21 protein-coding genes, 1 tRNA gene and 1 other RNA gene are annotated in these 22,815 nt (G+C 73.3%); 5 read left to right on the top strand and 18 right to left on the bottom strand.

Annotation, left to right across the window (positions count from 1 at the left end):
• Positions 1–12 precede the first annotated feature (12 nt).
• Both ppgK and EEW87_RS02505 read left to right on the top strand, forming a co-directional pair.
• Positions 13–765 carry a polyphosphate--glucose phosphotransferase gene (ppgK, locus tag EEW87_RS02510; protein WP_123090796.1) on the top strand — a complete coding sequence of 251 codons (753 nt, stop codon included), beginning with the start codon at positions 13–15 and terminating at the stop codon, positions 763–765.
• 43 nt (positions 766–808) lie between these two features.
• The gene (locus EEW87_RS02505) at positions 809–2,077 is read left to right on the top strand and encodes an APC family permease (protein WP_123090797.1); all 1,269 of its coding nucleotides are present in this window, start codon (positions 809–811) and stop codon (positions 2,075–2,077) included.
• A 240-nt stretch (positions 2,078–2,317) separates the two neighbouring features.
• On the opposite strand, the gene rnpB is transcribed toward EEW87_RS02505, so the two are convergent.
• The 17 genes from rnpB to EEW87_RS02420 all read right to left on the bottom strand — a co-directional run bounded on the left by rnpB (position 2,318) and on the right by EEW87_RS02420 (position 16,206).
• Positions 2,318–2,677, bottom strand: an RNA gene (rnpB, locus tag EEW87_RS02500) — RNase P RNA component class A.
• A 163-nt stretch (positions 2,678–2,840) separates the two neighbouring features.
• Positions 2,841–4,286 (bottom strand): RNB domain-containing ribonuclease, encoded by a 1,446-nt coding sequence (locus EEW87_RS02495; RefSeq protein ID WP_123090798.1) that lies wholly within the window; start codon positions 4,284–4,286, stop codon positions 2,841–2,843.
• A 25-nt stretch (positions 4,287–4,311) separates the two neighbouring features.
• Positions 4,312–5,538: an O-succinylhomoserine sulfhydrylase gene (locus EEW87_RS02490; RefSeq protein ID WP_123090799.1), complete on the bottom strand. Its 1,227-nt coding sequence runs from the start codon at positions 5,536–5,538 to the stop codon at positions 4,312–4,314.
• A 3-nt stretch (positions 5,539–5,541) separates the two neighbouring features.
• Positions 5,542–5,955, bottom strand: coding sequence for a rhodanese-like domain-containing protein (locus tag EEW87_RS02485; RefSeq protein ID WP_123090800.1), 414 nt, complete (start codon positions 5,953–5,955; stop codon positions 5,542–5,544).
• 44 nt (positions 5,956–5,999) lie between these two features.
• On the bottom strand, positions 6,000–6,563 hold the full coding sequence (locus tag EEW87_RS02480; RefSeq protein ID WP_123090801.1) for a hypothetical protein: 564 nt from the start codon (positions 6,561–6,563) through the stop codon (positions 6,000–6,002).
• Positions 6,563–7,738 carry a bifunctional RNase H/acid phosphatase gene (locus tag EEW87_RS02475; protein ID WP_123090802.1) on the bottom strand — a complete coding sequence of 392 codons (1,176 nt, stop codon included), beginning with the start codon at positions 7,736–7,738 and terminating at the stop codon, positions 6,563–6,565. The genes EEW87_RS02480 and EEW87_RS02475 overlap by 1 nt, the downstream gene beginning before the upstream one ends.
• Positions 7,738–8,484 (bottom strand): zinc ribbon domain-containing protein, encoded by a 747-nt coding sequence (locus tag EEW87_RS02470; protein ID WP_123090803.1) that lies wholly within the window; start codon positions 8,482–8,484, stop codon positions 7,738–7,740. The genes EEW87_RS02475 and EEW87_RS02470 overlap by 1 nt, the downstream gene beginning before the upstream one ends.
• Complete coding sequence (locus EEW87_RS02465; protein ID WP_123090804.1) at positions 8,481–9,335, bottom strand: Nif3-like dinuclear metal center hexameric protein; 855 nt, start codon at positions 9,333–9,335, stop codon at positions 8,481–8,483. Before EEW87_RS02465 ends, EEW87_RS02470 begins: the two co-directional genes overlap by 4 nt.
• 1 nt (position 9,336) lies before the next feature.
• Positions 9,337–9,409: transfer RNA gene (locus EEW87_RS02460), tRNA-Val, on the bottom strand.
• 66 nt (positions 9,410–9,475) lie between these two features.
• The gene (locus EEW87_RS02455; protein WP_123090805.1) at positions 9,476–10,447 is read right to left on the bottom strand and encodes an isopenicillin N synthase family dioxygenase; all 972 of its coding nucleotides are present in this window, start codon (positions 10,445–10,447) and stop codon (positions 9,476–9,478) included.
• A 41-nt stretch (positions 10,448–10,488) separates the two neighbouring features.
• Positions 10,489–11,265 (bottom strand): FAD:protein FMN transferase, encoded by a 777-nt coding sequence (locus tag EEW87_RS02450; protein WP_229300930.1) that lies wholly within the window; start codon positions 11,263–11,265, stop codon positions 10,489–10,491.
• Positions 11,262–11,705, bottom strand: a complete 444-nt coding sequence (locus tag EEW87_RS02445; protein ID WP_123090806.1) for an FMN-binding protein — start codon at positions 11,703–11,705, stop codon at positions 11,262–11,264. Before EEW87_RS02445 ends, EEW87_RS02450 begins: the two co-directional genes overlap by 4 nt.
• A gap of 43 nt (positions 11,706–11,748) precedes the next feature.
• Positions 11,749–13,158 carry a ferredoxin reductase family protein gene (locus EEW87_RS02440; RefSeq protein ID WP_123090807.1) on the bottom strand — a complete coding sequence of 470 codons (1,410 nt, stop codon included), beginning with the start codon at positions 13,156–13,158 and terminating at the stop codon, positions 11,749–11,751.
• A 74-nt stretch (positions 13,159–13,232) separates the two neighbouring features.
• Positions 13,233–13,742: a peroxiredoxin gene (locus EEW87_RS02435; protein ID WP_123090808.1), complete on the bottom strand. Its 510-nt coding sequence runs from the start codon at positions 13,740–13,742 to the stop codon at positions 13,233–13,235.
• The gene (locus EEW87_RS02430) at positions 13,739–14,152 is read right to left on the bottom strand and encodes a DUF3052 domain-containing protein (protein ID WP_123090809.1); all 414 of its coding nucleotides are present in this window, start codon (positions 14,150–14,152) and stop codon (positions 13,739–13,741) included. The genes EEW87_RS02435 and EEW87_RS02430 overlap by 4 nt, the downstream gene beginning before the upstream one ends.
• A 51-nt stretch (positions 14,153–14,203) precedes the next feature.
• Positions 14,204–15,709, bottom strand: coding sequence for a PH domain-containing protein (locus EEW87_RS02425; protein ID WP_123090810.1), 1,506 nt, complete (start codon positions 15,707–15,709; stop codon positions 14,204–14,206).
• Positions 15,706–16,206: a PH domain-containing protein gene (locus EEW87_RS02420; protein ID WP_123090811.1), complete on the bottom strand. Its 501-nt coding sequence runs from the start codon at positions 16,204–16,206 to the stop codon at positions 15,706–15,708. The genes EEW87_RS02425 and EEW87_RS02420 overlap by 4 nt, the downstream gene beginning before the upstream one ends.
• Positions 16,207–16,334: 128 nt before the next feature.
• On the opposite strand from EEW87_RS02420, the gene aceE reads away from it, so the two are divergent.
• Together aceE and EEW87_RS02410 are read left to right on the top strand one after the other, a co-directional pair.
• A complete protein-coding gene (aceE, locus tag EEW87_RS02415; RefSeq protein ID WP_205473762.1) occupies positions 16,335–19,127 on the top strand; it encodes a pyruvate dehydrogenase (acetyl-transferring), homodimeric type in 2,793 nt (930 codons plus the stop codon).
• Between the two features lie 376 nt (positions 19,128–19,503).
• Positions 19,504–19,944: a hypothetical protein gene (locus EEW87_RS02410; RefSeq protein WP_148041516.1), complete on the top strand. Its 441-nt coding sequence runs from the start codon at positions 19,504–19,506 to the stop codon at positions 19,942–19,944.
• Positions 19,945–20,045: 101 nt separating this feature from the next.
• Here the strand turns inward: EEW87_RS02410 and EEW87_RS02405 are convergent, their stop codons facing one another.
• Entirely contained in the window at positions 20,046–21,203 is a 1,158-nt protein-coding gene (locus EEW87_RS02405; protein WP_123090814.1) for a glycerophosphodiester phosphodiesterase family protein, read from the bottom strand.
• A gap of 127 nt (positions 21,204–21,330) precedes the next feature.
• Between EEW87_RS02405 and argG the strand changes: the two genes are divergently transcribed.
• Complete coding sequence (gene argG, locus EEW87_RS02400; protein WP_068274080.1) at positions 21,331–22,755, top strand: argininosuccinate synthase; 1,425 nt, start codon at positions 21,331–21,333, stop codon at positions 22,753–22,755.
• The last annotated feature ends 60 nt before the right edge of the window (positions 22,756–22,815 follow it).

Genomic DNA, 22,815 nt, shown 5'->3' with positions numbered 1-22,815 from the left:
AAGCGAGATCACATGGCCACGACGAGCACCGCCCTCGGCATCGACGTCGGCGGCTCCGGCATCAAGGGAGCCCCCGTCGACCTGCGCAAGGGCGCCTTCGCCGACGACCGTCTGCGCATCCCGACGCCCGACGTCGCGACACCCGACGCGGTGTGCGACGTCGTCGCCGAGATCGTCTCCCAGTTCGGGCTGAAGAAGGACGCGGCGGTCGGCATCACGCTGCCCGCGGTCGTCACCCACGGCGTCGCGCGCAGCGCCGCGAACATCGACCCCTCGTGGGTGGACGTCGACGCCGAGGCGCTCTTCGAGAAGCGGCTCGGCCGCGATGTCGTCATCGTCAACGACGCCGACGCGGCCGGGGTCGCCGAGCGGCACTTCGGCGCGGCGCGCAAGCACGACGGGCTCGTCGTGCTCACGACGCTCGGCACCGGCATCGGCTCGGCCGTGCTCCTCGACGGGCAGCTCATGCCCAACTCCGAGCTCGGCCACCTCGAGATCGACGGGCACGACGCGGAGACCCGCGCCGCCGACAGCGCCCGCGAGCGCGAGGACCTCGACTGGGAGCAGTGGGCCCAGCGCCTCACCCGCTACTACCGCGTCGTCGAGGACCTGCTGTGGCCCGACCTCTTCGTCGTCGGCGGTGGCGTGAGCAAGCACGCCGACCACTTCCTGCCGCTCCTCGAGATCCGCACCGAGATCGTCCCGGCGAAGCTGCGCAACAAGGCCGGCATCATCGGCGCGGCCTACCTGGCGGCGAACGCCTGAGGCCGCCGTCGTCCCCCCGAGGGGCACGGCACCTCGAGCAGCCATGGCAGCCACCGGAGGTCACGACCAGACGCTGAGGCGCAGCCTCGGGCTCGGCGACGCGGTCGTCGTCGGGCTCGCCGCGATGCTCGGCGCAGGGGTCTTCGTCGCCTTCGCGCCGGCGGCCCGCGCGGCCGGGGACCTGCTCCTCGTCGCGCTGGCGATCGCGGTCCTCGTCGCCGGGGCGAACGCCCACAGCAGTGCTCGGCTCGCCGCGCGCTACCCGACGTCCGGCGGCGCCTACGTCTACGGCCGAGACCGTCTCGGGGTGCCGTGGGGGCACCTGGCCGGGTGGGCCTTCATCACCGGCAAGACGGCGTCCTGCGCGGCGATGGCCCTCACCGTGGGCGCGTACCTCATGCCCGACCAGCAGGCCGTGCTCGCCGTCCTCGTCGTCCTCGCGGTGCTGGCGCTCAACCTCGCCGGCGTGCAGCGCAGCGCGAGGGTCGCGTCAGCGGTCGTCGCGCTCGTGCTCGTCGCGCTGCTCGGCTTCGTCGCCGTCATGCTCGCCTCGCCCCCGGCGATCCTGTCCGACCTGCCCGCCCGCGAGAGCGAGCCGGGGCTGCTCGGGGCGGTCCAGGGCGCGGGCTTCCTCTTCTTCGCGATGGCCGGGTACGCCCGGGTCGCCACGCTCGGCGAGGAGGTGCGCGACCCCGAGCGCACCCTCCCTCGGGCGATCGCCCTGTCGCTGGGCGTCGTGACGGTCGTCTACCTGCTCGTCGCCTCGGCCTTCCTCTTCACCGTCGGGCCGGACTGGCTCAGCGCACGGGTCTCCCCCGTCGCCGAGGCTGCGGAGATCTCTGGCCTGCCGTGGCTGGGCCCGGTGATGCGCGTCGTCGCCGGCGTCGCCGCCGGCGGCGCGCTGCTCGCGCTCCTCCTCGGTGTCTCGCGCACGGTGCTGGCGATGGCGCGCGACCACCACCTGCCCCGCGGGCTGGCGCTCGTCGACGCGAAGGGGGTCCCCGCCCGGGCGGAGATCACCGTGGCCGTCGTCGTGCTGCTGCTCGTCGTCCTCTTCGACGTGCGGGCGGTCATCGGCTTCTCCAGCGTGTGCGTGCTCACCTACTACGCGATCGCCAACGCCAGCGCACTGACCCTCCCGGGCTCGGCGGCCCTGCGGGTCGTCCCGGTCGTCGGGCTCGTCGGCTGCGTCGTCGTCGCGCTGTGCCTGCCGGTGCAGAGCGTCGTCGTCGGGGCGGCCGTGCTCGCCGTCGGTGCGGCGGTCGGGTGGTTCCGCCACGTCGCCCGGCACGACGGGCCCGACGCGGGCTGAGCGCGGGCCGGGCCCGGTCCATCGGTGGTCGGCGCGGTGACGCGCCGATGGGTGATCGGTCAGCGACCCATCGGGGTCTTGCCCAAGAGCACCGAGACGCAGGCACCCATGACGACGACGAGAGGCAGCACGGCGATCGCGAGTCCGAAGGTCATGGGGCAAGAGAAGCCGCTGCGCCGCAGAGCTGGCAAAGACCTGTCCAGACTTCTGCGTGAGGTCAGGTGCGGCCGACCCCGAAGGGGGATGAGTCAGCCTGTAAGCCGGGTTCTGTCCACCGCCCCGAGGGGCGGATGGGCGGCCATCCATCTGGGGCCGTCGTCGCCGACGACCTCGTCGCGTCCTACCCGTGCGCTCGGGCGGGCAGCCCTCGGGCGCGCACTGTCTGGACTTGCTCCAGGTGGGGTTTACCTAGCCGGACCGGTCACCCGGCCCGCTGGTGGTCTCTTACACCACCCTTTCACCCTTACCGGTGCGAGCACCGGCGGTCTTCTCTCTGTGGCACTGTCCCGCGGGTCGCCCCGGGTGGCCGTTAGCCACCACCTCGCCCTGCGGAGCCCGGACTTTCCTCGACATCGCTGCCGCGGCCGCCCGGCTGACTCATCCGCGGGACAGCATACGGCTCCTGGCTGCTCCCCCTTCGCCACCGGTCACGACCTCGGGAAGGAACCTTCGACCTCGGGAAGGCAATGTCCCTTCCCGAGGTCGAGCTTTCCCGCCCAGGGCGGGAAAGCTGGGACGACCGGGGAGGCGAAGGCGAAGGGGGTCAGACGACCACGAGGTCGACGGTGCCGGCGGCGACGTCGGCACCGACGACCCGCACGGTCACCTGCGCGCCGAGCTCGGCGCGGCCGGAGGCCCGGGCGATCGCCGGGGGCTCGCTCAGCTGGAGCTCGACGCGCTCCTTGTCCTCGTCGACCTCGACGACGACACCGGTGAGCTCCTCGCCCACCCGACCCCGCAGCACGGCGGCCTCGACGGCGTCGGTGCTCGCGCGCTCGACGGCGCCGGCGAGGCGGTCAGAGGCCGCCATGACCTCCGGCAGCTGCGGGAGCGCATCGCGGGCCCAGGCCGGCACCTCCACGCCGGCGCTCACCGCGGCGCACACGGCGAGGCCGAAGCGGTCGACGAGCCGGCGCAGCGGCGCGGTGACGTGCGCGTAGGGCGCGGCGATGGCCGACTGCTCCGTGTGCTCGGGCAGCTCGCCGTCGAAGGCGGTGTACCCCGCCCCGCGGAAGAGCGAGGTGGCCTCGTGGATGAGCGCCAGATGACGCCCGTCCGTACGGTCCAGGGAGCGCAGCATCTCGCCGTGGGGCACGTCGTCGCGCCACTGCACGCCGAGCGCCCGGGCGGCGGCGCGCAGACGACGCAGCGCGCGCTCGTCCGGCGGGGGCATCGTGCGCAGGATCCCGACCCGGGCGTCGAGCATGAGCCGGGCGGCGCACATGCCGGTCATGAGCGAGATCTGCGCGTTCCAGTCCTCAATGGCGAGGAGCGGGCGCAGCTGGAGGGTGTACGAGCCGTCCTCGGCGCGCTCCACCTCCTGCTCGGGCATGGGCAGGGTGGCCCCGCCGCGGGCCTGCTCGAGGGCGATCCGGAGCTCTCCCACCTCGCGCAGCAGGACGAGGCGCTCGTCGGGCTCGGCCGTCTCGAGCTGCTCCTGGGCGCCCTCGTAGTCGAGGCGGTCGGCCGACCGGACCATCGCGGGGTAGAGCTCGACAGCGGTGACCTCGCCGGTCTCGTCGAGGCGCATGTCCCACAGGTAGGCCGGCGTGGCCTGACCGGGCAGCAGGCTGGCAGCCCCCTCGGAGAGCACCGGCGGGTGCAGCGGCACCCGCTCGTCCGGGGCGTAGATCGTCTGGCCCCGGCGCCGTGCCTCGGCGTCGATCGCGCCACCGGGCTCGACGAAGGAGACGAGGTGCGCGATCGCGTAGCGCACGCGGTAGCCCTGACCGTCGCGCTCGATGTGCATCGCCTGGTCGAGGTCCATCGAGCCGGGAGGGTCGATCGTCATCAGCGGCAGCGAGGTCTCGTCGCGCCCGGGCAGCGACAGCGGCTGCTCCGCGACGCGCTGCGCCTCGGCGACCGCCTCGGGCGGGAAGTCCTGGGGCACCTCGAGCTCGGCGCGGATCGCCGCGAAGCGGGCCACGAGGTCGGGATCGGGCTCCCCCGTCGAGCGGTCGCGCAGGCCGAGGACGCGGTGGGTACCCATGCGACTCACCCTAGGACGGGTCCGCTCAGGACAGCGTGCTGCGCAGTGCCTGGTCGAGGTCGGCCACGAGGTCGGCGCTCGCCTCGAGACCGATCGAGACCCGCAGGGTGCCGTCGGTGATGCCGATCGCGGCGCGCGCCTCCTCGCCCATCCGCCGGTGCGTCGTCGTCGCGGGGTGGGTGATGAGGGACTTGCTGTCGCCGAGGTTGTTGGAGATGTCGACGAGCCGCAGCCCGTCCATGACGGCGAAGGCGTCGTCCTTGCCCCCACCGATCTCGAAGGTCACCACCGTGCCGCCCCCGCTCATCTGCCGGCGGGCGAGGTCGTGCTGGGGGTGCGAGGGCAGCCAGGGGTAGACGGTCGAGACGACACCGGGGTGCGCGTCGAGGTGCTCCGCGACGGCGAGGGCGGAGGCCGCCATCGCGCGCACCCGCAGGTCCATCGTCTCGAGGCCCTTGAGGAGCACCCAGGCGTTGAAGGGCGACAGGCTCGGGCCGGTGTGCCGCACGAGCTGCTCGACGGGCCCGTGGATGTACTCCTGCGGCCCGAGGATCGCGCCGCCGAGCACCCGGCCCTGCCCGTCGATGTGCTTCGTCGCCGAGTACACGACGACGTCGGCGCCGTGGTCGAGCGGGCGGGAGAAGACGGGGGTGCCGAAGACGTTGTCGACGACGACCTGGGCCCCCGCGGCGTGGGCGAGCTCGCACACGGCCTCGATGTCGACCAGCTCTTGCATCGGGTTGCTCGGCGTCTCGAAGAAGACGGCGGTCGTCGGCTGGGCCAGGGCCTCGCGCCACTGCTCGAGGTCGGGCCCGTCGACGAAGACGGTCTCGACGCCCCAGCGCGGGAGGATCTCGTCGAGGATGACGAAGCACGAGCCGAAGAGCCCACGAGAGGCGACGACTCGGTCACCGGCGCCGAGCAGCGCGCCCAGGGCGGTGAAGACCGCGCCCATGCCCGACCCCGTCGCGTAGCAGGCGGGGGCTCCCTCGAGGAGCCGCAGGCGTTCCTCGAACATCGCGACGGTCGGGTTGCCGTAGCGCGAGTAGACGAACTTGCTGCGCTCGCCGGAGAAGGCGGCCTCGGCCTCTCGGGCCGAGCCGTACACGAAGCCGGAGGTGAGGTACATCGCCTCGGCGGTCTCGTCGAAGGCGCTGCGGGCCTGACCACCGCGCACTGAGAGCGTGCGCGGGTCGAGACCGGCGGGGTCGAGGTAGGGCTGGGGGTTGCCGGGGCCGAGGTCGTGCGTCACGGGTCAGTCCTGGCGCCAGGGCAGCCCGGCGACCTTCCACCCGGCGAGGGTGCGGCGGCCGGCGTCGTCGACGCCGCCCTCGAAGCCGTCGAGGATGTTGTACGCCTCGTCCCACCCGGCAGCGGTGGCCTCGTCGGCCGCTGCCACGGAGCGCACCCCGGAGCGGCACAGGAAGTACACCGGCTGGTCGCGGCGCACGCCGAGCTGGTCGAGCTCGGCGACGAAGTCGGGGTTGCGCTCGCCCCCGGGGAAACGGGTCCACTCGACCGCGACGAGCGGGCGGCCGAGCTCGGCGAGGTCGGGCCGGCCGACGAAGGTCAGCTCGGCGCGGGTGCGCACGTCGACGAGGACGGCGTCGGGCTGGGAGCGCAGCGCCTCCCAGGTCTGCTCGGGCGTGACATCACCGGCGTAGGTCATGCGGCGCACCCTAGACCAGCCCCGCGGCGTCCCGCGGAGGCGTGTCAGCCCGCGGCGCGGGAGACGAGGAAGGCCGTGCCGAGGAAGCGCACGAGGCACCCGAGGGTGCCGAAGGTCGCGAAGCGGACGAGGCCGCTGCGACGCACGCCGGCTGCCACCGTGATGACGGCGAAGGGAGGGATCCCGGTGAGCCCGGAGACGAAGACGACGAGCGGGCCGAGGACGGGACGCTCCAGGGTGTCGATGGCCCGGCTCGTCCAGCGCGCGAGGACCCGCTTGACCACGGCCGTCCAGCCCTCGTCCGGGGGTCGCCCCTGCGGGTCGTCGTCGGGCACGACGCTCTGCCGTCGCGCACGACGCCGGGCGAAGAGAGCCATCCCGCGGTCGGCGGCGACGTAGTGGCTCACCTTGCCCACCATGAAGCCGGCGGTCATGAGCAGGATGTGCCAGTGCCAGGTCTCCGGGAAGACGAGCGGCAGCGCGAGGGCGTACACCTCGGCGTTGAGCGGCGGGATGAAGGCCGAGAGCAGCCCGAAGGCCACGGCCCCGACGAGCCCGGAGGTCTGCAGCCAGCCGGGGACGTCGCCGGCGCCGATGAGCTCGACCACTACGTGCGGTTGGTGAAGGCGACGACGGCCTCGCCGCCGGGCCAGGCCTCGACGGCGGTGAGCGAGCCCGGGGCGCCGGCGAGACGCCAGATCCGGTCGTGCGGGATACCGAGCACGTGCGCGAGGACGACGAGGATCGGCTTGCGGTGGCACACGACGACGACGGTGCCCCCGCGGGCCACGACGGCCTCCCAGGCGGCGAGCACGCGCGTCGTCAGCTCCTCGTGGCTCTCCCCGCCGGGCGGGGCGAAGGCGGGGTCGTCGCGCAGCGCGGCGAAGCCCGCGGCGTCCGCGGCGACGAGCTCGCCGACCGAGGCGCCGTCCCACTCGCCGAAGGACTGCTCGTCCCAGTCCGCCACCTGCACCGGCGTGACGCCGAGCGCGTCGGCGACGTGCTCGGCGGTCTCACGGGCCCGCCGCAGCGAGGAGCTGATGACGACGCTCTCGGCGTCGCCGACGAGGGCGCGCACGCCCCGGGCGGCGGCCTGCGCCTGCTCGTGGCCCCTCGGCGCGAGCGCGGGGTCGGCCCCGCCGCGACCGTCGAGGCGGGCCTCGAGGGTGAAGTCGGTGACCCCGTGCCGCACGAGGACGACGCGGGTCGGCTCGCCCTCGCGCCGGGGCGGGCGCACGGGCAGCTGGTCGGTGTCCTTCGTCGGCTCGAGGTCCTCCGGGGACAGGCCGACCCCGGCGTCGGGCGCCTGCGCGCTCGCCGAGACGTCCTCGGACACAGCGCCGTCGTGCCAGTCGGCGACGTGGTCGCCGTCCATGCCCCGGTTCGACAGCGCGTCGGCGTCGCCGTTCTGCGCGCGCGGGATCCAGGTGAAGCGCACCGAGCCGCCGGCCTGCGTGATGTCGGCGAGCAGGTCACGGGCGGTCAGGGCGAGCGCACGCATGTCGGCGTGCTTGATCTTCCACCGCCCGCTCATCTGCTCGACGACGAGCTTGGAGTCCATCGCGACCTCGACGTCGGCCGAGGGGTCGATGCGCAGCACCGCCTCGAGCCCGGCGATCATCCCGCGGTACTCGGCGACGTTGTTCGAGGCCTTGCCCAGCGGGGCGGCGAGCTCGACGAGCAACGCGCCGGACGCGCGGTCCCGCACGAGCGCGCCGTACCCGGCCACGCCGGGGTTGCCGCGCGAGCCGCCGTCGGCCTCGACCCGGAGGCGTCGACCCATCAGGCGGGCAGACCGGACTCGTCGGTGCGCACGACGATGCGCCCGCACTCCTCGCAGCGCAGCACCTCGTCCTCCGGCGCCGCGGCCATGCGGTTGAGCTCGACGGGGTTGAGCTCGAGCTGGCAGCCACCGCATCGTCGAGCCCGCAGCGGGGCGGCCCCGAGGCCACCGCTCTGCGCCCGGACGCGGTCGTAGAGGGCGAGCAGCGGGTCGTCGATCTCGGCGAGGATCGACGCGCGCGGTGCGCTCACCTCGCGCTCCTGGGCGTCGAGGTCGGCCCGCGCGGCGGCGAGCTCGTCGGTGAGCCGGGTGACCTCGGCCTCCGCGGCGGGCACCTGGGCGGTCGCGTCGTCGAGACGTGCGCGGACCTCCTCGGCGCGCTCCATGACCTCGAGCTCGACGTCCTCGAGCGTGGCCTGGCGGCGGGCGAGGGACTCGAGCTCGTGCTGGAGGGCCTGGAGGTCCTTCGCGCTGCCCTGGCCGGACTCGAGCCGCGAGCGGTCCCGGGTCGCCCGGTCCCGGACGAGCTGGACGTCGCCCTCGGCCCGCGCGAGCTCGCGCTCGACGTCGCTCACCTGGGTCTGCGCCATGATGACGGCGTCCTGGACCTTCCCCAGACGGGCGTGCGCGGCCTCGAGCTCGGCCTGCTGGGGGATGCGGGCCCGGGCGTGCGCGATCTGCGAGAGGCGCGTGTCGAGCTGCTGCAGGTCGAGCAGCCGCAGCTGCACGGTGGGGTCGGCCTTCACTGGGGGGCTCCTTCGGGGCCGGTGGCACCGACCGTGAAGGTCCACGGGTCGGTGCGCAGGGTGCTGACGTGGGTCTCCACGGTAGTCGTGTCGTGGCCGTGCTCCTGCAGCACCCGCAGCAGGTCGCGCGTCGCGCGCTCCAGCCACAGCGACTCCGTCGCCCAGTGGCCGGCGTCGACGAGGTAGGGCGTGCCTCCCCGCGCCTCCTCGCGCGCCTCGAGGGCGGGGTGGTGGCGCAGGTCGGCGGTGACGTAGACGTCGGCCCCGCTCGCCCGGACCGCGTCGAAGAGCCCGTCACCGGATCCGCCGAGCAGCGCGACGCGGCGCACGGCCGCGTCGGGCGGCCCGGCGACCCGGACGCCCCCGGCGGCTGCGGGCAGGCGCCCCGCGAGGTCACCGGCGAAGGTCGCAAGGTCCACGGCGTCGTCGAGGTCGCCGACGAGACCGAGGGGCTGGCCCTCCTCGACCGAGAGCGGGCCCCATCGCGTGAGGCCGCACGCCTGCGCGAGCGCGGTGTTGACCCCGGGGTCGGCGACGTCGGCGTTCGTGTGCGCCACGTAGAGCGCGACGTCGCCGACGACGAGCGAGGTGACGCTCTCCCCCTTCGCCGTCGTCGTCGCGACGGAGTGGATGCCGCGCAGGAGGAGCGGGTGGTGGGTGAGCAGGAGGTCGGCGCCGAGCTCGCGGGCCTCGGCGATGACGGCGAGGGTCGGGTCGACGGCCGCATGGACGCGGCGCACGGGCTGCGCGAGGTCACCGGTGACGAGACCCACCTGGTCCCAGGACTGGGCCCCCGAGCTCGGGTACAGCTGCTCGAGAGCGGCGACGACGTCGCCGAGGGTGATGCTCATGTGGGCCCGGCCGGGATCGAACCGACGACATCCACGGTGTAAACGTGGCGCTCTGCCAGCTGAGCTACAGGCCCCTGCCCACCCACGCGGTGCGGGGGACGGACGTCATTCTCGCAGGGCTGGCGCACCCCGCCGCGCACTCAGGAGCGCGCGTCCTCGATGAGGTTGATCTCGTAGAGCACGAGGTCGAGCGCGTCGGCCGCCGAGACCGGGCTGAAGCGCTGGGGCGTCTGCGGCGTGATCGTCGAGGCGACCGGGCTGAGCACGGTCCACGGGGTGGGGTGGCAGAACTGCACGACCGAGTAGCGGTCGCCGCTCTGGCCCGGCGCCGCGACGACGCGGTGGATGCCCGGCTCGACGAGGCCGTTCGTCACGACCTCGAGCATGAGCCCGGTGTTGATGATCGCCCCGCCCTCGGGGGCGACGGCGTCGATCCACTCCCCCGTGTCCTTGAGCTTGACCTGCAGCCCGGAGGCCGTGGCACGGGGCAGCGCGGTGATGAGGTTGATGTCGGCGTGCTCGGCCGCCCACACGTGCGGCTGCTCGGGCGCGGACTCCATCGCCGGGTAGTGGATCGCGCGCGAGAGCGTCGGGCCGTCGACGAGCATCCGCTCGAAGTAGTCGGCGTGCGCGCCGATGCCAGTCGCGATGATCCTCAGGATCCGGCGCTGGAGGTCGGCGACCTCGTCGTGGAAGGTCGTGAGGGTCCGCGTGATGCCCGGCACGGCGGCCTCGGGGAGGACGGCGTCGTGGTAGCGGTGCGGGTAGCGGGTGCGAAGGGGGTGCCCGGCCGGGATGTCGCGGCCCCAGTTGAGCATCTCCTTCCAGTCCGCGACATCGGCGCTGGCCGCGGTCTCGACGAGCAGCCCGGTGTAGCCGGTCTGGCCGTGCGTGCCGGGGGCGACGAAGCGGTCCTTGCTCTCCTGCTTCTGGGTGAAGAACTCCTCGAGCATCCCGTAGGCCTCGTCGACGAGGTCCTCGGACAGGTCGTGGCGCACGAACACGAAGCCGGTCTCCAGCGAGGTCATCATCCCCTCGACGACCGCCCGGGCGCGCTGCGCGTCCCCGGACTCGAAGGCTGCCAGGTCGACCTCGAGGATGTGCTCGCTCATGGCGGGGAGGCTACCGCGCCGCCCGACGCGCGGCGTACCGCTCAGCCGAGCACGACGAGCTCGTACCCCGGTGCGCGACGCGGCAGCAGGGCGGAGACGGCGACGGGGTCGACGTAGGCGGCCGTCGCCCACACGTCCGCCCACAGCAGGTCCGGCCCGACGACGCTCGCCGACCCGGCCGGCGAGATCGCCGTCCCCGACCTCGGGTCGTAGACGTGGGCCCCCCGGGCCGCCGCACCGGACGTCGCCACCGCGCCGCGGGCCACCTCGACGACCCGGGCCACCCGGGTGCGGTCGGCCGGGTCCTCGATGCCCACCCGCCACGGCGGGACCGGACCGGCGAGGCCGGTGCCCGTGCCGGCGACGACGTCGCCACCGGCGTCGACGAGGTGCTGCACCCCGGGGACGAGACGCAGCTGCTCGGAGGCGGTGGCGACGGCCCACCCCTTGACCAGGCCCGTCGGGTCGAAGACCCGGCCCCCTCCAGGAGCCGGCGCCCGGGCGCTGAAGAGACCGTCCGTGACGTCCTCTGCCCGCGCGCAGAGGTCGGCCACCTCGGCGAGCCACGGGTGGGCCTCGTCGAGGCCGATCTCGCCGCGCCGCACCCGCACGAGGTCGGAGTCGTCCCGGTAGGTCGAGAAGACCCGGTCGACGCGGCGCAGCCGGGCGTAGACCTGCTCGACGTGCGGGGCGGCGCCGTCGAGCAGGTGCACGGGCCCGCGCACGGCCACCGACACGGGCATGCCCATGACCTCCTCGACCCACGAGCGACGAGCCTGTCCCGGCGGCGCCCACGGCCGCACCGGCGTGGCGGTCACAGCCCGGCCTCGTCGAGGGCCGACTGCAGGGATCCCGTGTACCCCTGCCAGGTCACCGTCGCCCCGGAGACGGCGTCGATGTCCGCGCTCTGGGCGGTGACGGTCTCGGACTCGTAGACGGGGACGGCGTAGCCGTTGATCTGCTCGTCACGCGGGTTGCCGGTGGGCACCTGGACGGCGTCGGCGGAGGTGACCCGCCCGCCGGAGACGGTGATCTGCACCTGGACCGGCCCCCACTGCGTGCTCATGACGTCTCCGGTGTACGTCGTGCCTGCCCCGCTCGACCCCGCGGAGCCGGTCGTGGCGCCCGCGGCCGGGACGGCCCCGGCCACTGCCGGCGAGCTGATGTGGGTGGCCGCCCGGCCGGTCGACGTGGAGTAGGACAGCAGGACGAGCAGCGCGCCGAGCGTGCTCGCGGACCAGATGACGATGCGTCGCATCTCGCTCCTTCGTGGTGGGTGGTCGGGTCGCACGTGCGGGGCTCTACAGCTCGAAGCTCTCGCGGTGGACCGCGTCGTCGGGCACGCCGAGGGCGCGCAGCGCCGCGACGACGGCGTCGGTCCACCCCGGCGCCCCGCACAGGTAGACCTCGCGCGACGCGACGTCGGGCACGAGGTGGGCGATGGCCGCTGCGTCGTCGAGAGAGGTCGCCCCGAGCGGCAGCCAGCTGCCGGGTGCGCGACGACCGGCGAGGGGCACGTAGCGCGCGCCGACGGCCTCCGCGGTCCGGGCGCTCTGCGCGACGAGCGCGTCGTGCGGGGTGCGCACGCGGTGCACGAGGACGGCGTCCTCGACGTCGTCGCCGAGGTCGCCGAGCAGCGAGCGCAGCGGTGCGACGCCGACGCCCGACCCCATGAGGAGCACCCGCGGGCGGGTCCGGACGCCGTCGTGCAGACGGCCGTAGGGGCCCTCGAGGAGCACCCGGGCACCGGGCCGCAGGTCGGCGACCGCGGCCGACCCGTCGCCGACGTGGGCGACCGTGACCTCGAGGGTGTCGCGACCGGGGGCGGCCGACAACGAGTACGGGTGCGCGCGGGACCACCCCGGCGCACCGAGGAAGCGCCACTGGAAGAACTGACCGCCCCGTGCCTGCAGCGCCGCGACTCCGGGGCCGCCGACGCGCACCGTCGTGGCGCCCGGGCCGGCCGGGACGACGTCGACGACACGAAGGGGGGCCCGCAGCGAGCGGTGCAGCGGCACGGCGACCCGCCACAGGAGCACGGCACCGGCCGCCGCGCCCCACAGCCCCCACCACACGACCGTGGCGAGCCGGGACCCGAGGAGGTCCGCGCCGGTCCACAGCTGGTGCGGCAGGACCAGCCCCGCGCCGAGGTAGCCGTAGAGGTGCAGCAGGTGCCAGGACTCGCGCCGCAGCCGGCGCCGGGCGCGGGCGAGCGAGGTCGCGACGACGAGGCACAGGGCCGCGGTGCCGGCGAGCGCCAGCAGCATGCCCGGGTAGTCGAGGACGAGGTCGGCGAGCGTGCCGAGCAGACCCAGCGGGGAGCGCGCGGCGTAGCCGGCGCTGATGAGGACGACGTGCACCCACAGCAGGACGAAGGAGGAGAAGCCGACGACGCGGTGCGCCCGGGCGAGCGCGTCCTGCCCCCACGCCCGCTCGACGACGGGCACCCGCGCCATGAGCACGACCTGGAGCAGGAGCAGCGCCGAGGCGACGAGGCCGGTGAGCCGCCCGAGGGAGACGAGGGCGCCGCCGAGGTCGCCGAGCTCGCGCAGACCGCCGCCGTACGCCCAGAGGGCGCACACGGCGACGACGACCCCCCAGGCCGCCGTCGCGGTCGCAGCACGCCACCAGCGCGGCGGGCCGGACCGCCGGGCCGCAGGTGCGGGCACGGGCAGAGGGGGTGCCGGGACGGGCAGGGTCGGTGCGCTCACCTCACCGAGGGTCGACGCGGACCCTGTGGCCCGGCTGTGCTCCCCCTTCGCCGCCCGTGTGGGTCTGCGTCAGGTCAGACGCGGTCGAGCGCGGCGACCTCCGCGCGCACCCGGGCGAAGTCGCGACGCTGGCCCTGCTCGTTGACGCCGGACCACACGACGCGGCCGTCCCGGCCGACGAGGAAGGTGCCGCGCACCGCCATGCCGGCCTTCTCGTCTAGCACGCCGTAGCTGCGGGCGACCTCGCCGTGGGGCCAGAAGTCGGAGAGCAGCGGGAAGAAGTAGCCCTGCTGGTCGGCCCACGCGCGCAGGCTGAACATCGGGTCGCACGAGATGGCGAGCACCTCGCTCGTGGAGGTGACGAAGGAGCCGAGGTCGTCGCGGATCTCGCTCAGCTCACCCGTGCAGATGCCGGAGAAGGCGAAGGGGTAGAAGACGAGCAGGACGTTCTTCTCGCCGGCGAACTGCGACAGGCGCACGCTCGCGCCGTTCTGGTCGCGCAGGGCGAGATCCGGGGCGAGGTCGCCGACCGCCGGCGGGCGGGCGCTCCTCGTGGGTGCGGGGACGGGCTGGTGCCGCCTCATCGCCCGCCCTTGGGCGACACGAGCCGGGTCGCCACCCAGTCCGGGCCGCACTTCGTCGTGCCCGAGGTGTGCAGACCGGCCGTGCTCGCGGCCTCCTCGATCTCCGTCGCGTCGACCTCGTCGGGTCGCCCGGAGGTGGGGGTGACGAGCACGATGCTGCCGCCCTCCTCGAGGGTGCCCAGCGTGTCGACGAGCGCGTCGGTGAGGTCGCCGTCGGAGTCACGCCACCACATGAGGACGTGGTCGACCACACCTGTGTAGTCCTCGTCCTCCAGCTCTCCCCCGACGACCTCGACGACCGAGGCCCGGAAGCCCTCGTCGATGTCCTCGTCCCAGCCGAACTCCTGGATCACCTGGTCGTGCTCCAGACCAAGCCGGCTCACGGCGCTCGTGGCGCTCTCCCCGCTCACCTCGTACCACCTCTCGTGCTTCGCGTGATGTCTGTCATCAAGTCCACCCAATCACGACCCGGATGGCAAGGGTCGGCTAGGGGCGCTGGGAGTTGGCCCGGCGCGCCGAGCGCGGGAGCGCGCGCGCATCTCCTCGGCCACCTCCTGCGCGTCCCGGGCGGCGAGGTGCTGGGCGAGCGGGCGGACCGCCCCGACGGTCGAGACGAGCCGCACGTCGGCCAGCCCGAGCCGGCGCGCGAGCGGGCCCTGCGAGACCTCGACGGACTGGATGCGCCCCCAGGGCACGACGGTGACGACGCGGGCGAGCCGCCCGCTGCGCACGACGGCGACCTCGTCGGCGAGCAGGACACCTCGCCGCCGCCAGGCCCACGGGTCGAGCAGCCGGGCCGAGGGCGGGCAGCCGACGGCCTGCGGCGGCAGGCCGTCGCGCATCACCGACCGCGCCGGGGTCGTGTCCATCGTCGTCGAGAGCACGCCGAGCAGGCCCTCGGCCTCGGCTCGGCTCGCGGCGGGCACGATGACGCCCTCCTCGACGACGGCGTCGCCGCCGACCTTGACCCCGGCGATGTTGACGGCCACCGACCACCAGTCCGGGCGACGCCACAGCAGCGGCTGGGTGAGCTCGACCGCCTGCACGCGGTGCAGCGGCACGGTCGACGTCGCGAGCTCGGTGAGCCCGTGCTGCGAGGCGAGGGTGCGACCGCTCACCCGCATCGTGAGGTTGCCCCAGGTCAGCAGGCGGCGGACCTTGCCGACGACGTAGAGCAGGAGCGGCACGACGAAGCCGGTGACCGCGACCTGCCCGAAGAGCGCCCCGACGCCCAGGCCGAGGACGACGAGCACGGTGATGACGAGGGTGTCGAGCGTGAGCACGGTCGAGGTGAGCAGCCGGCCGAAGGGCATCGAGACGACCGGGGGCGGCGGTGGTCCCGCCGGCGAAGGGGGACTCGCCGCGGGTGAGCGGTCGAGCCCGTCCGGCGAGACCTCCGTGCTCTCGTCCCGGGCGTCCCCGTCGACCCCCGCGCCGACCGGGTCGGCCCCGGCGCGCTCGGCCAGCCCGAGGAGCTGGTCGCGCAGCACGGCGGCGGAGCGCCGGTCGAGGTAGGCGAGCGACATGTGCGAGTCGCCGCCGCCCGCGGACTCGACCCGCACCTCCGCGAGCCCGACGAGCCGGGCGAGGAGGGGCTGGGTCGTGCTCACGGCCTGGATCTGCGCGTACCGGGCCTGGCGGTGACGGCGGAAGAGGACGCCCTGGGTGAGCTCGATGGTGCTCGGGCCGAGCCGGTAGCGGGTGAACCACCACGACGCCGCGGCCACGGCGACGACGCCGAGGACGACGAGGGCGACCGCGGCGACGGCCAGGAGGGGGTGCTCCCCCGCCGACGCCTCCCACCCGCCGTCGGGTCCCCCTTCGCCCCGGCCGGTGACCCCGCCGAGGAGGTCCTCGACGAGCTGGCTGGCGAGGTAGCCGACGACGGCGAGGAGGAGCAGCCCGCCGCGCAGCAGCGGGGAGAGGGGGTGGAAGCGCTGCCAGCCCGGCTCGGGCGGGGCGCTCACAACCCCGCCCGGCGGCTCTCGCCCAGCGAGCTGAGGCTCTCGCGCAGCCGGTGGGCGACCGGCTCGGGCAGGCCGGGGATCGACCCGGCGCTCTGGGGGTTGGCGGTGTGCACCTCGACCTCGGCGAGACCGGCACGACGCAGCAGCGGGCCCGCCTCGACGTCGACGTACTGGATGCGGCCGTAGGGGATCGTCACGAGGGTGCGGAAGATCCGCCCCTTGCGGATCACCAGCTCGTCGGGCAGCTCGGCATAGCTCATCGCGCTCACCTGGCGGCCGACGAGCCACCACGCCCAGGCCCACAGCAGGAGCAGCACGACGGCCGGGACGGCAGCCCACCGCCACACCGTCGCGGCGACGACGACCGCGGCGAGCGTCAGGGGGGCGAGGACGACCGAGGTGGCGACCCGACGCACCCCTGCCAGGCCCGGGTCGACCCGCGCCCAGCGCACCGCTCCGTCGTCGTAGAGGTCCAGGGCGGGCGGCTGCTCCGTCATGCGCTCATCCAACCACCACCCCGGAATGTGACCGTGGCCACCTCGGGTGGGAGACTGGTCCCAGCAACCCACCGCGTGGTGGGCCCGGTGCAGCACCCTGCACCCCCGTGCACCGAAAGGACGCAGACGTGACCGTCCCTGACGACCGGCCCGACGACGGCCCGATCCTCAACGGCATCCCCACCCACCTGCCGGACATCGACCCCGACGAGACCCAGGAGTGGGTCGAGTCGCTCGAGGCCCTCGTCGACCAGGCCGGCCGCCGCCGAGCCCGCTACGTGATGCTGCGCCTGCTCGAGCGCGCCCGGGCGATGAACGTCGGCGTCCCGTCGCTGACGACGACCGACTACGTCAACACCATCCGGCCCGAGCACGAGCCCTGGTACCCCGGTGACGAGGAGGTCGAGCGGCGCTACCGCTCGTGGATCCGCTGGAACGCCGCGGTGCAGGTGCACCGCGCGCAGCGACCCGAGATCTCCGTCGGCGGTCACATCTCGACGTACGCCTCCGCGGCGACCCTCTACGAGGTGGGCTTCAACCACTTCTGGCGCGGCAAGGACCACCCCGGCGGCGGCGACCACATCTTCTTCCAGGGCCACGCATCCCCCGGCATGTACGCCCGCGCCTTCCTCGAGGGCCGGCTGTCCGAGGACCAGATGGACGGCTTCCGCCAGGAGAAGAGCCACGAGGTCGACGGCAAGCCCTTCGGGCTGCCGAGCTACCCGCACCCGCGCCTCATGCCCGACTTCTGGGAGTTCCCGACCGTCTCGATGGGCCTGGGCCCGATGGACGCGATCTACCAGGCGCAGTTCAACAAGTACCTGCACAACCGGGGCATCAAGGACACGAGCGAGCAGCACGTGTGGGCCTTCCTCGGCGACGGCGAGATGGACGAGGCCGAGAGCCGGGGGCTGCTGCAGACGGCGGCGACCGACGAGCTCGACAACCTCACCTTCGTCATCAACTGCAACCTCCAGCGCCTCGACGGGCCGGTGCGCGGCAACGGCAAGATCATCCAGGAGCTCGAGGCCTTCTTCCGCGGCGCCGGGTGGAACGTCATCAAGGTCGTGTGGGGCCGCGGGTGGGACCCGCTGCTCGCCGCCGACCACGACGGCGCCCTGGTCAACCTCATGAACCAGACGCCGGACGGCGACTACCAGACCTACCGGGCGAACGACGGCCGGTACGTCCGCGAGCACTTCTTCGACCGCGACCCCCGCACCCGCAAGATGGTGCAGGACTGGAGCGACGAGGACGTGTGGTGGAAGCTCAAGCGCGGCGGCCACGACTACAACAAGGTCTTCGCGGCCTACAAGGCGGCGACCGAGCACACCGGCCAGCCGACCGTCATCCTCGTCAAGACCATCAAGGGCTACGGCCTGGGCACGCACTTCGCCGCCCGCAACGCCACGCACCAGATGAAGAAGCTCACGCTCGACGACCTCAAGGGTCTGCGCGACGGGCTGAAGATCCCGATCAGCGACGAGGTCCTCGAGGCCGACCCGAAGGCCCCGCCGTACTACCACCCGGGGACCGACGACGAGGCCGTGCGCTACATGCTCGAGCGCCGCGAGAAGCTCGGCGGCTCGCTGCCCTCGCGCCGGGTGAAGTACAAGAACCTCACCCTGCCCGGCGACGACGCCTACAAGCAGATGGCCAAGGGCTCGGGCAAGCAGGAGGTCGCCACGACGATGGCGTGGGTGCGTCTCGTCAAGGACCTCATGCGCGAGAAGGACTTCGGCGACCGCGTCGTGCCGATCATCCCGGACGAGGCCCGCACCTTCGGGATGGACTCCTTCTTCCCGACGAAGAAGATCTACAACCCGCACGGCCAGAACTACACCTCGGTCGACGCCGACCTCATGCTCGCCTACAAGGAGTCCGAGCAGGGTCAGATCATCCACACCGGCATCAACGAGGCCGGCTCGGTCGCGGCCTTCATCGCCGCCGGCTCGAGCTACGCCACCCACGGCCAGCCGATGATCCCGCTGTACATCTTCTACTCGATGTTTGGCTTCCAGCGCACCGGTGACGGCATCTGGGCGGCCGCCGACCAGATGACGCGAGGCTTCCTCCTCGGGGCCACCGCCGGTCGCACGACGCTCACGGGCGAGGGCCTGCAGCACGCCGACGGGCACTCGCAGATCCTCGCGGCGACCAACCCCGCCGTCGTCACGTGGGACCCCGCCTTCGGCTTCGAGATCGGGCACATCATGCGCCGCGGTCTGGAGACGATGTACGGCGGCGACGCCCCGCAGGACGACCCGTCGCGCAACAAGATCTACTACCTCACCCTCTACAACGAGCCGTACGTGCAGCCGGCCGAGCCGGAGGGCATCGACGTCGACGGCCTGCTCAAGGGCATGTACCTCTACAAGAAGGGCGACGCCGAGGGTCTGGGCGACACCCCGCCGCGCTGCCAGCTGCTCGGCAGCGGTGTCGGCATGCCGTGGGTCCTCGAGGCCCAGGAGCTGCTGCGCAAGGACTGGGGCGTCGTCGCCGACGCGTGGTCGGTGACGTCGTGGACCGAGCTGCGCCGTGAGGCGATGGACTGCGACGAGCAGGCCTTCCTCCACCCGGAGCAGGAGAAGCGCACGCCGTACATCACGACGGCCCTCGAGCCGGCGGTCGGCCCGGTCGTCGCGGTCTCGGACTACATGAAGCAGGTCCAGGACCAGATCCGTCCCTGGGTCCCCGAGGAGTTCTCGGCGCTCGGCACGGACGGCTTCGGCTTCTCCGACACCCGCGCCGCGGCCCGTCGCTTCTTCCACGTCGACGGCCCGTCCGTCGCGGTCCGCGCGCTGCAGATGCTCGCTGCCCGCGGCTGGGTGGACGCCTCGGTCCCCGAGGAGGCGGCGAAGAAGTACCAGCTGCTCGACGTGCGGGCCGGCACCTCCGGCAACGCCGGGGGCGACGCCTGAGCGCAGGCGAGGTAGCGAAGGGGGAGGCCCGCCGGCCTCCCCCTTCGTCGTGCCGGGGCCTCAACCGGGACTCGACCCGTCCGAGCTCCCGGTACTGCGCCAAGCTCCCGAAGGGGAGGTCCATATGGAGCCTCAGCGAGAACAACCGGACGTACTCAGGTGGTCTCACTGTCGAGGGGGTAGGCCTGTCGGCTGAGGCGGACCGGACGAAGGAGACGAGGATGTACATCAACCCCGGCGCCAGCTCGACGGTGTGCGGAGATGCCGACCGCTACGGCGAAGCCGAACGCCCAGAGATCCACAAGGCCATGTCGTGATCCGGCGGGTCAGCGGTCTCGCGTGCCTTCTGCTCGCGGGGTGCAGCTCGACGGTCGTGGTGAGCCCGAGCCAGGTGGTCGTCACCGAGCCGTACTCCCCGGCTGAGTCCGTCTTCACCGTCGCGACGCAGGACGGCTTCTGCTCCGACGACGAGGTGTCGGTCACCCGGGCACGCTGGGAGATGTCCGAGGGGCTGACCATCACGAAGGTCGGCGTTACCGCGCGACGACCGTCGGACGACTTCACCCCGCGTCCGCTCTCAGAGCTCGGCTCACCCACGTCGAGCGTCCTGCCCCGGTGCGACGGCAGCGAGGGAGCCGTCGTCATCGAGGTCGAGATCACGACTGACGAGATGGCGTGGGGCTCGGGCTTGACGATCGAGACCTCGGCCGGCGAGGCCACGGGTCGCACGGCGATCGGCTTCTGCCCCAAGACCCCAGAGGGCATGGGGTGTACCGAGGAGCAGCATCTCGACATCCCGGTCCCGAGCCAGGACTGATCGCCTTCCTCGCGCTGCCCGCTCCGCTCGCCCGCGAGGGCGACGCACAAGGCCCCCGCCACGCACCTGCGTGGCGGGGGCCTCGTGGGTCAGGGGCGGGGTCAGCCGCGCTCGTGGAGCATCTCGGTGCGGGCCTGCACGCACACGTCGGGCTGGTCGCAGAAGATGCCGTCGACGTCGGTCTCGAGGAAGGCCCGGGCCTCGTCGATCGCGCGGCCGAAGTGCGAGGGGTCGCCGCCGACCCGGTAGTCCGTCGGCAGGAAGGAGTTCTCCGCCCGGAAGGTCCACGGCATGACCGTGAGCCCGACTGCGTGGGCGTCGCGCACGAAGGTCGTCGGCGTCCCCAGGGAGCCGTCTGCTCGGCGCGGGATGACCTGGGACTTCTCCGGGCCGTAGCCGTCGATCCAGCGGGAGAGGTCCTTCATCGCCGCCGGCGTCGTCAGCTGGGCGTAGGTGGTCCCCCGCCCGCTGAGGTCGAAGGGGCCCCCCTTCGCCGTCGTGAGGAAGGTCGTGCGCGCCCGGAAGCCGTGCTGCTCGCGCAGGTCCTTCAGGGCGGTGAGCTCGAAGGACTGGACCCACAGCGGTGCTCGGCGGTGGTCGAGGTGGTGCTTGCGGGCCAGGCGGGCCACCTCGCGCTCGGGGTCGAAGCCCTCCGCGTGGAGGTAGGTCGAGTGCTTGATCTCGGGGATGACGCCGATGACCCGGCCGGTGCGCCGCGAGAGCTCCTCGCGCTGGCGCAGCACCTCCTCGAAGGTCGGCACCTCGAAGCGGCCGTCGTACATCGCCGACTCCTCGCGCAGCTCGCCGAGGCGCTCGGTCGCGCGCAGCGTCTTCAGCTCGGCGAGGGTGAAGTCGTCGACGAACCACCCGGTCGTGCGCACCCCGTCGAGCAGCTTCGTCGTGCGCCGGTCGGCGAACTCGGGGCGCTGCGCGACGTCGGTCGTGCCGCCGATCTCGGGCTCGTGACGGTCGACGAGCACGCCGTCCCTCGTCATGACGAGGTCGGGCTCGATGTAGTCCGCGCCCTGGCCGACGGCCAGCTCGTAGGCGGCGAGGGTGTGCTCGGGGCGGTAGCCCGACGCGCCGCGGTGGGCCACGACGAGCGGGCGGACCATGTCCTTCTCGCGCAGACCGGGGCCGCCGGTGACGCTCTGGGTCTGGGTGTCGAGGGCGGGGGCCGGCGCGGAGACGGCGGCGGCCGCGGGGGCGGCGAGAGCCGCGGCCGCGAGCACGCCGGTGGCGATCTTCGTGGGGGTCATGGCGGCGACGCTAGGGACGCCCGGCCAGCAGGCCGCGACGCGCAGGTGGCGCGCCGGTGACGATCAGATGAGGTCGCGGGGACGGACCGGCGCGCGGTGCGCGCGCGGGAGGTCCTACGCTGACCTCGTGTCCAAGGTCCTCACCTCTCTGCCAGTCAACGAACGCGTCGGGATCGCCTTCTCCGGTGGTCTCGACACCTCTGTCGCCGTCGCGTGGATGCGCGAGAAGGGCGCGGTCCCGTGCACGTACACGGCCGACCTCGGCCAGTACGACGAGGACGACATCGAGACGATCCCCGGCCGTGCCGGGCAGTACGGCGCCGAGATCAGCCGGCTCGTCGACTGCAAGGGCCCCCTCGTCGAGGAGGGTCTTGCCGCGATCGCGACCGGCGCCTTCCACATCCGCTCGGGCGGCCGCACGTACTTCAACACCACCCCCCTCGGGCGCGCCGTCACCGGCACGATGCTCGTGCGCGCGATGGCGCAGGACGGCGTGTCGATCTGGGGCGACGGCTCGACCTTCAAGGGCAACGACATCGAGCGTTTCTACCGCTACGGCCTCATGGCCAACCCCGCGCTGCGGGTCTACAAGCCGTGGCTCGACGCCGACTTCGTCACCGAGCTCGGCGGGCGCCAGGAGATGAGCGAGTGGCTCACCGCGCGTGACCTGCCCTACCGCGCGAGCGCCGAGAAGGCGTACAGCACGGACGCGAACATCTGGGGCGCGACCCACGAGGCGAAGACCCTCGAGCACCTCGACGAGTCCATCGAGATCGTCGAGCCGATCATGGGCGTGCGCTTCTGGGACCCCGAGGTCGCCATCGAGACCGAGGACGTCACCGTCCGCTTCGAGCGCGGCCGTCCCGTGGCGATCAACGGCACCCGCTACGACGACCCGGTGGCCCTCGTCCACGAGGCCAACACCATCGGCGGTCGCCACGGCCTGGGCATGTCCGACCAGATCGAGAACCGGATCATCGAGGCGAAGTCGCGCGGCATCTACGAGGCCCCCGCGATGGCGCTGCTCCACATCACCTACGAGCGCCTCGTCGCCGCGATCCACAACGAGGACACCGTCGAGGCGTACCACACGCAGGGCCGCCGCCTCGGGCGCCTCATGTACGAGGGCCGCTGGTTCGACCCCCAGGCGCTCATGCTGCGCGAGTCGATCGAGCGCTGGGTCGCCTCGCTCGTCACCGGCGAGGTCACCCTGCGGCTGCGCCGCGGCGACGACTGGAGCATCGTGTCGACGGCGGGCGAGAACTTCAGCTACCACCCCGACAAGCTGTCGATGGAGCGCACCGAGAACGCCGCCTTCGGACCGGTCGACCGCATCGGTCAGCTGACGATGCGCAACCTCGACATCGCCGACAGCCGCGCGAAGCTCGAGATCTACGCCGGCCAGGACCAGCTCGGCGGCGGCTACGCCGACCTCATGGGCGAGCTCGAGCCCGGTGGTGCGGAGCAGATCGCCTCCAACCCCGCCGCGGCCGCCGTCGACGACGAGGACGACGCGCTCGACCGCGCCGCCATGGAGTTCGGCACCGACTGACCTCGCACCTCTCCACGCACCCGGCCCCGTCGTCCTCGACGGGGCCGGTTGTCGTCCGCC

It is taken from the genome of Janibacter melonis, from assembly GCF_003721155.3.
GTDB lineage: Bacteria > Actinomycetota > Actinomycetes > Actinomycetales > Dermatophilaceae > Marihabitans > Marihabitans melonis.
The sequence above is the reverse complement of the archived record's forward strand: the minus strand, read 5'-3'. Positions and strand labels throughout refer to the sequence as shown.

What these genes read in the sequence shown, in the direction of transcription:
- ppgK (WP_123090796.1), top strand. Translation starts at nt 13, where the DNA reads ATGGCCACGACGAGCACCGCCCTCGGCATCGACGTCGGCGGCTCCGGC.
- EEW87_RS02505 (WP_123090797.1), top strand. Translation starts at nt 809, where the DNA reads ATGGCAGCCACCGGAGGTCACGACCAGACGCTGAGGCGCAGCCTCGGG.
- EEW87_RS02495 (WP_123090798.1), bottom strand. Translation starts at nt 4,286, where the DNA reads ATGGGTACCCACCGCGTCCTCGGCCTGCGCGACCGCTCGACGGGGGAG.
- EEW87_RS02485 (WP_123090800.1), bottom strand. Translation starts at nt 5,955, where the DNA reads ATGACCTACGCCGGTGATGTCACGCCCGAGCAGACCTGGGAGGCGCTG.
- EEW87_RS02475 (WP_123090802.1), bottom strand. Translation starts at nt 7,738, where the DNA reads ATGGGTCGACGCCTCCGGGTCGAGGCCGACGGCGGCTCGCGCGGCAAC.
- EEW87_RS02465 (WP_123090804.1), bottom strand. Translation starts at nt 9,335, where the DNA reads ATGAGCATCACCCTCGGCGACGTCGTCGCCGCTCTCGAGCAGCTGTAC.
- EEW87_RS02455 (WP_123090805.1), bottom strand. Translation starts at nt 10,447, where the DNA reads ATGAGCGAGCACATCCTCGAGGTCGACCTGGCAGCCTTCGAGTCCGGG.
- EEW87_RS02445 (WP_123090806.1), bottom strand. Translation starts at nt 11,705, where the DNA reads ATGCGACGCATCGTCATCTGGTCCGCGAGCACGCTCGGCGCGCTGCTC.
- EEW87_RS02435 (WP_123090808.1), bottom strand. Translation starts at nt 13,742, where the DNA reads ATGAGGCGGCACCAGCCCGTCCCCGCACCCACGAGGAGCGCCCGCCCG.
- EEW87_RS02420 (WP_123090811.1), bottom strand. Translation starts at nt 16,206, where the DNA reads ATGACGGAGCAGCCGCCCGCCCTGGACCTCTACGACGACGGAGCGGTG.
- EEW87_RS02405 (WP_123090814.1), bottom strand. Translation starts at nt 21,203, where the DNA reads ATGACCCCCACGAAGATCGCCACCGGCGTGCTCGCGGCCGCGGCTCTC.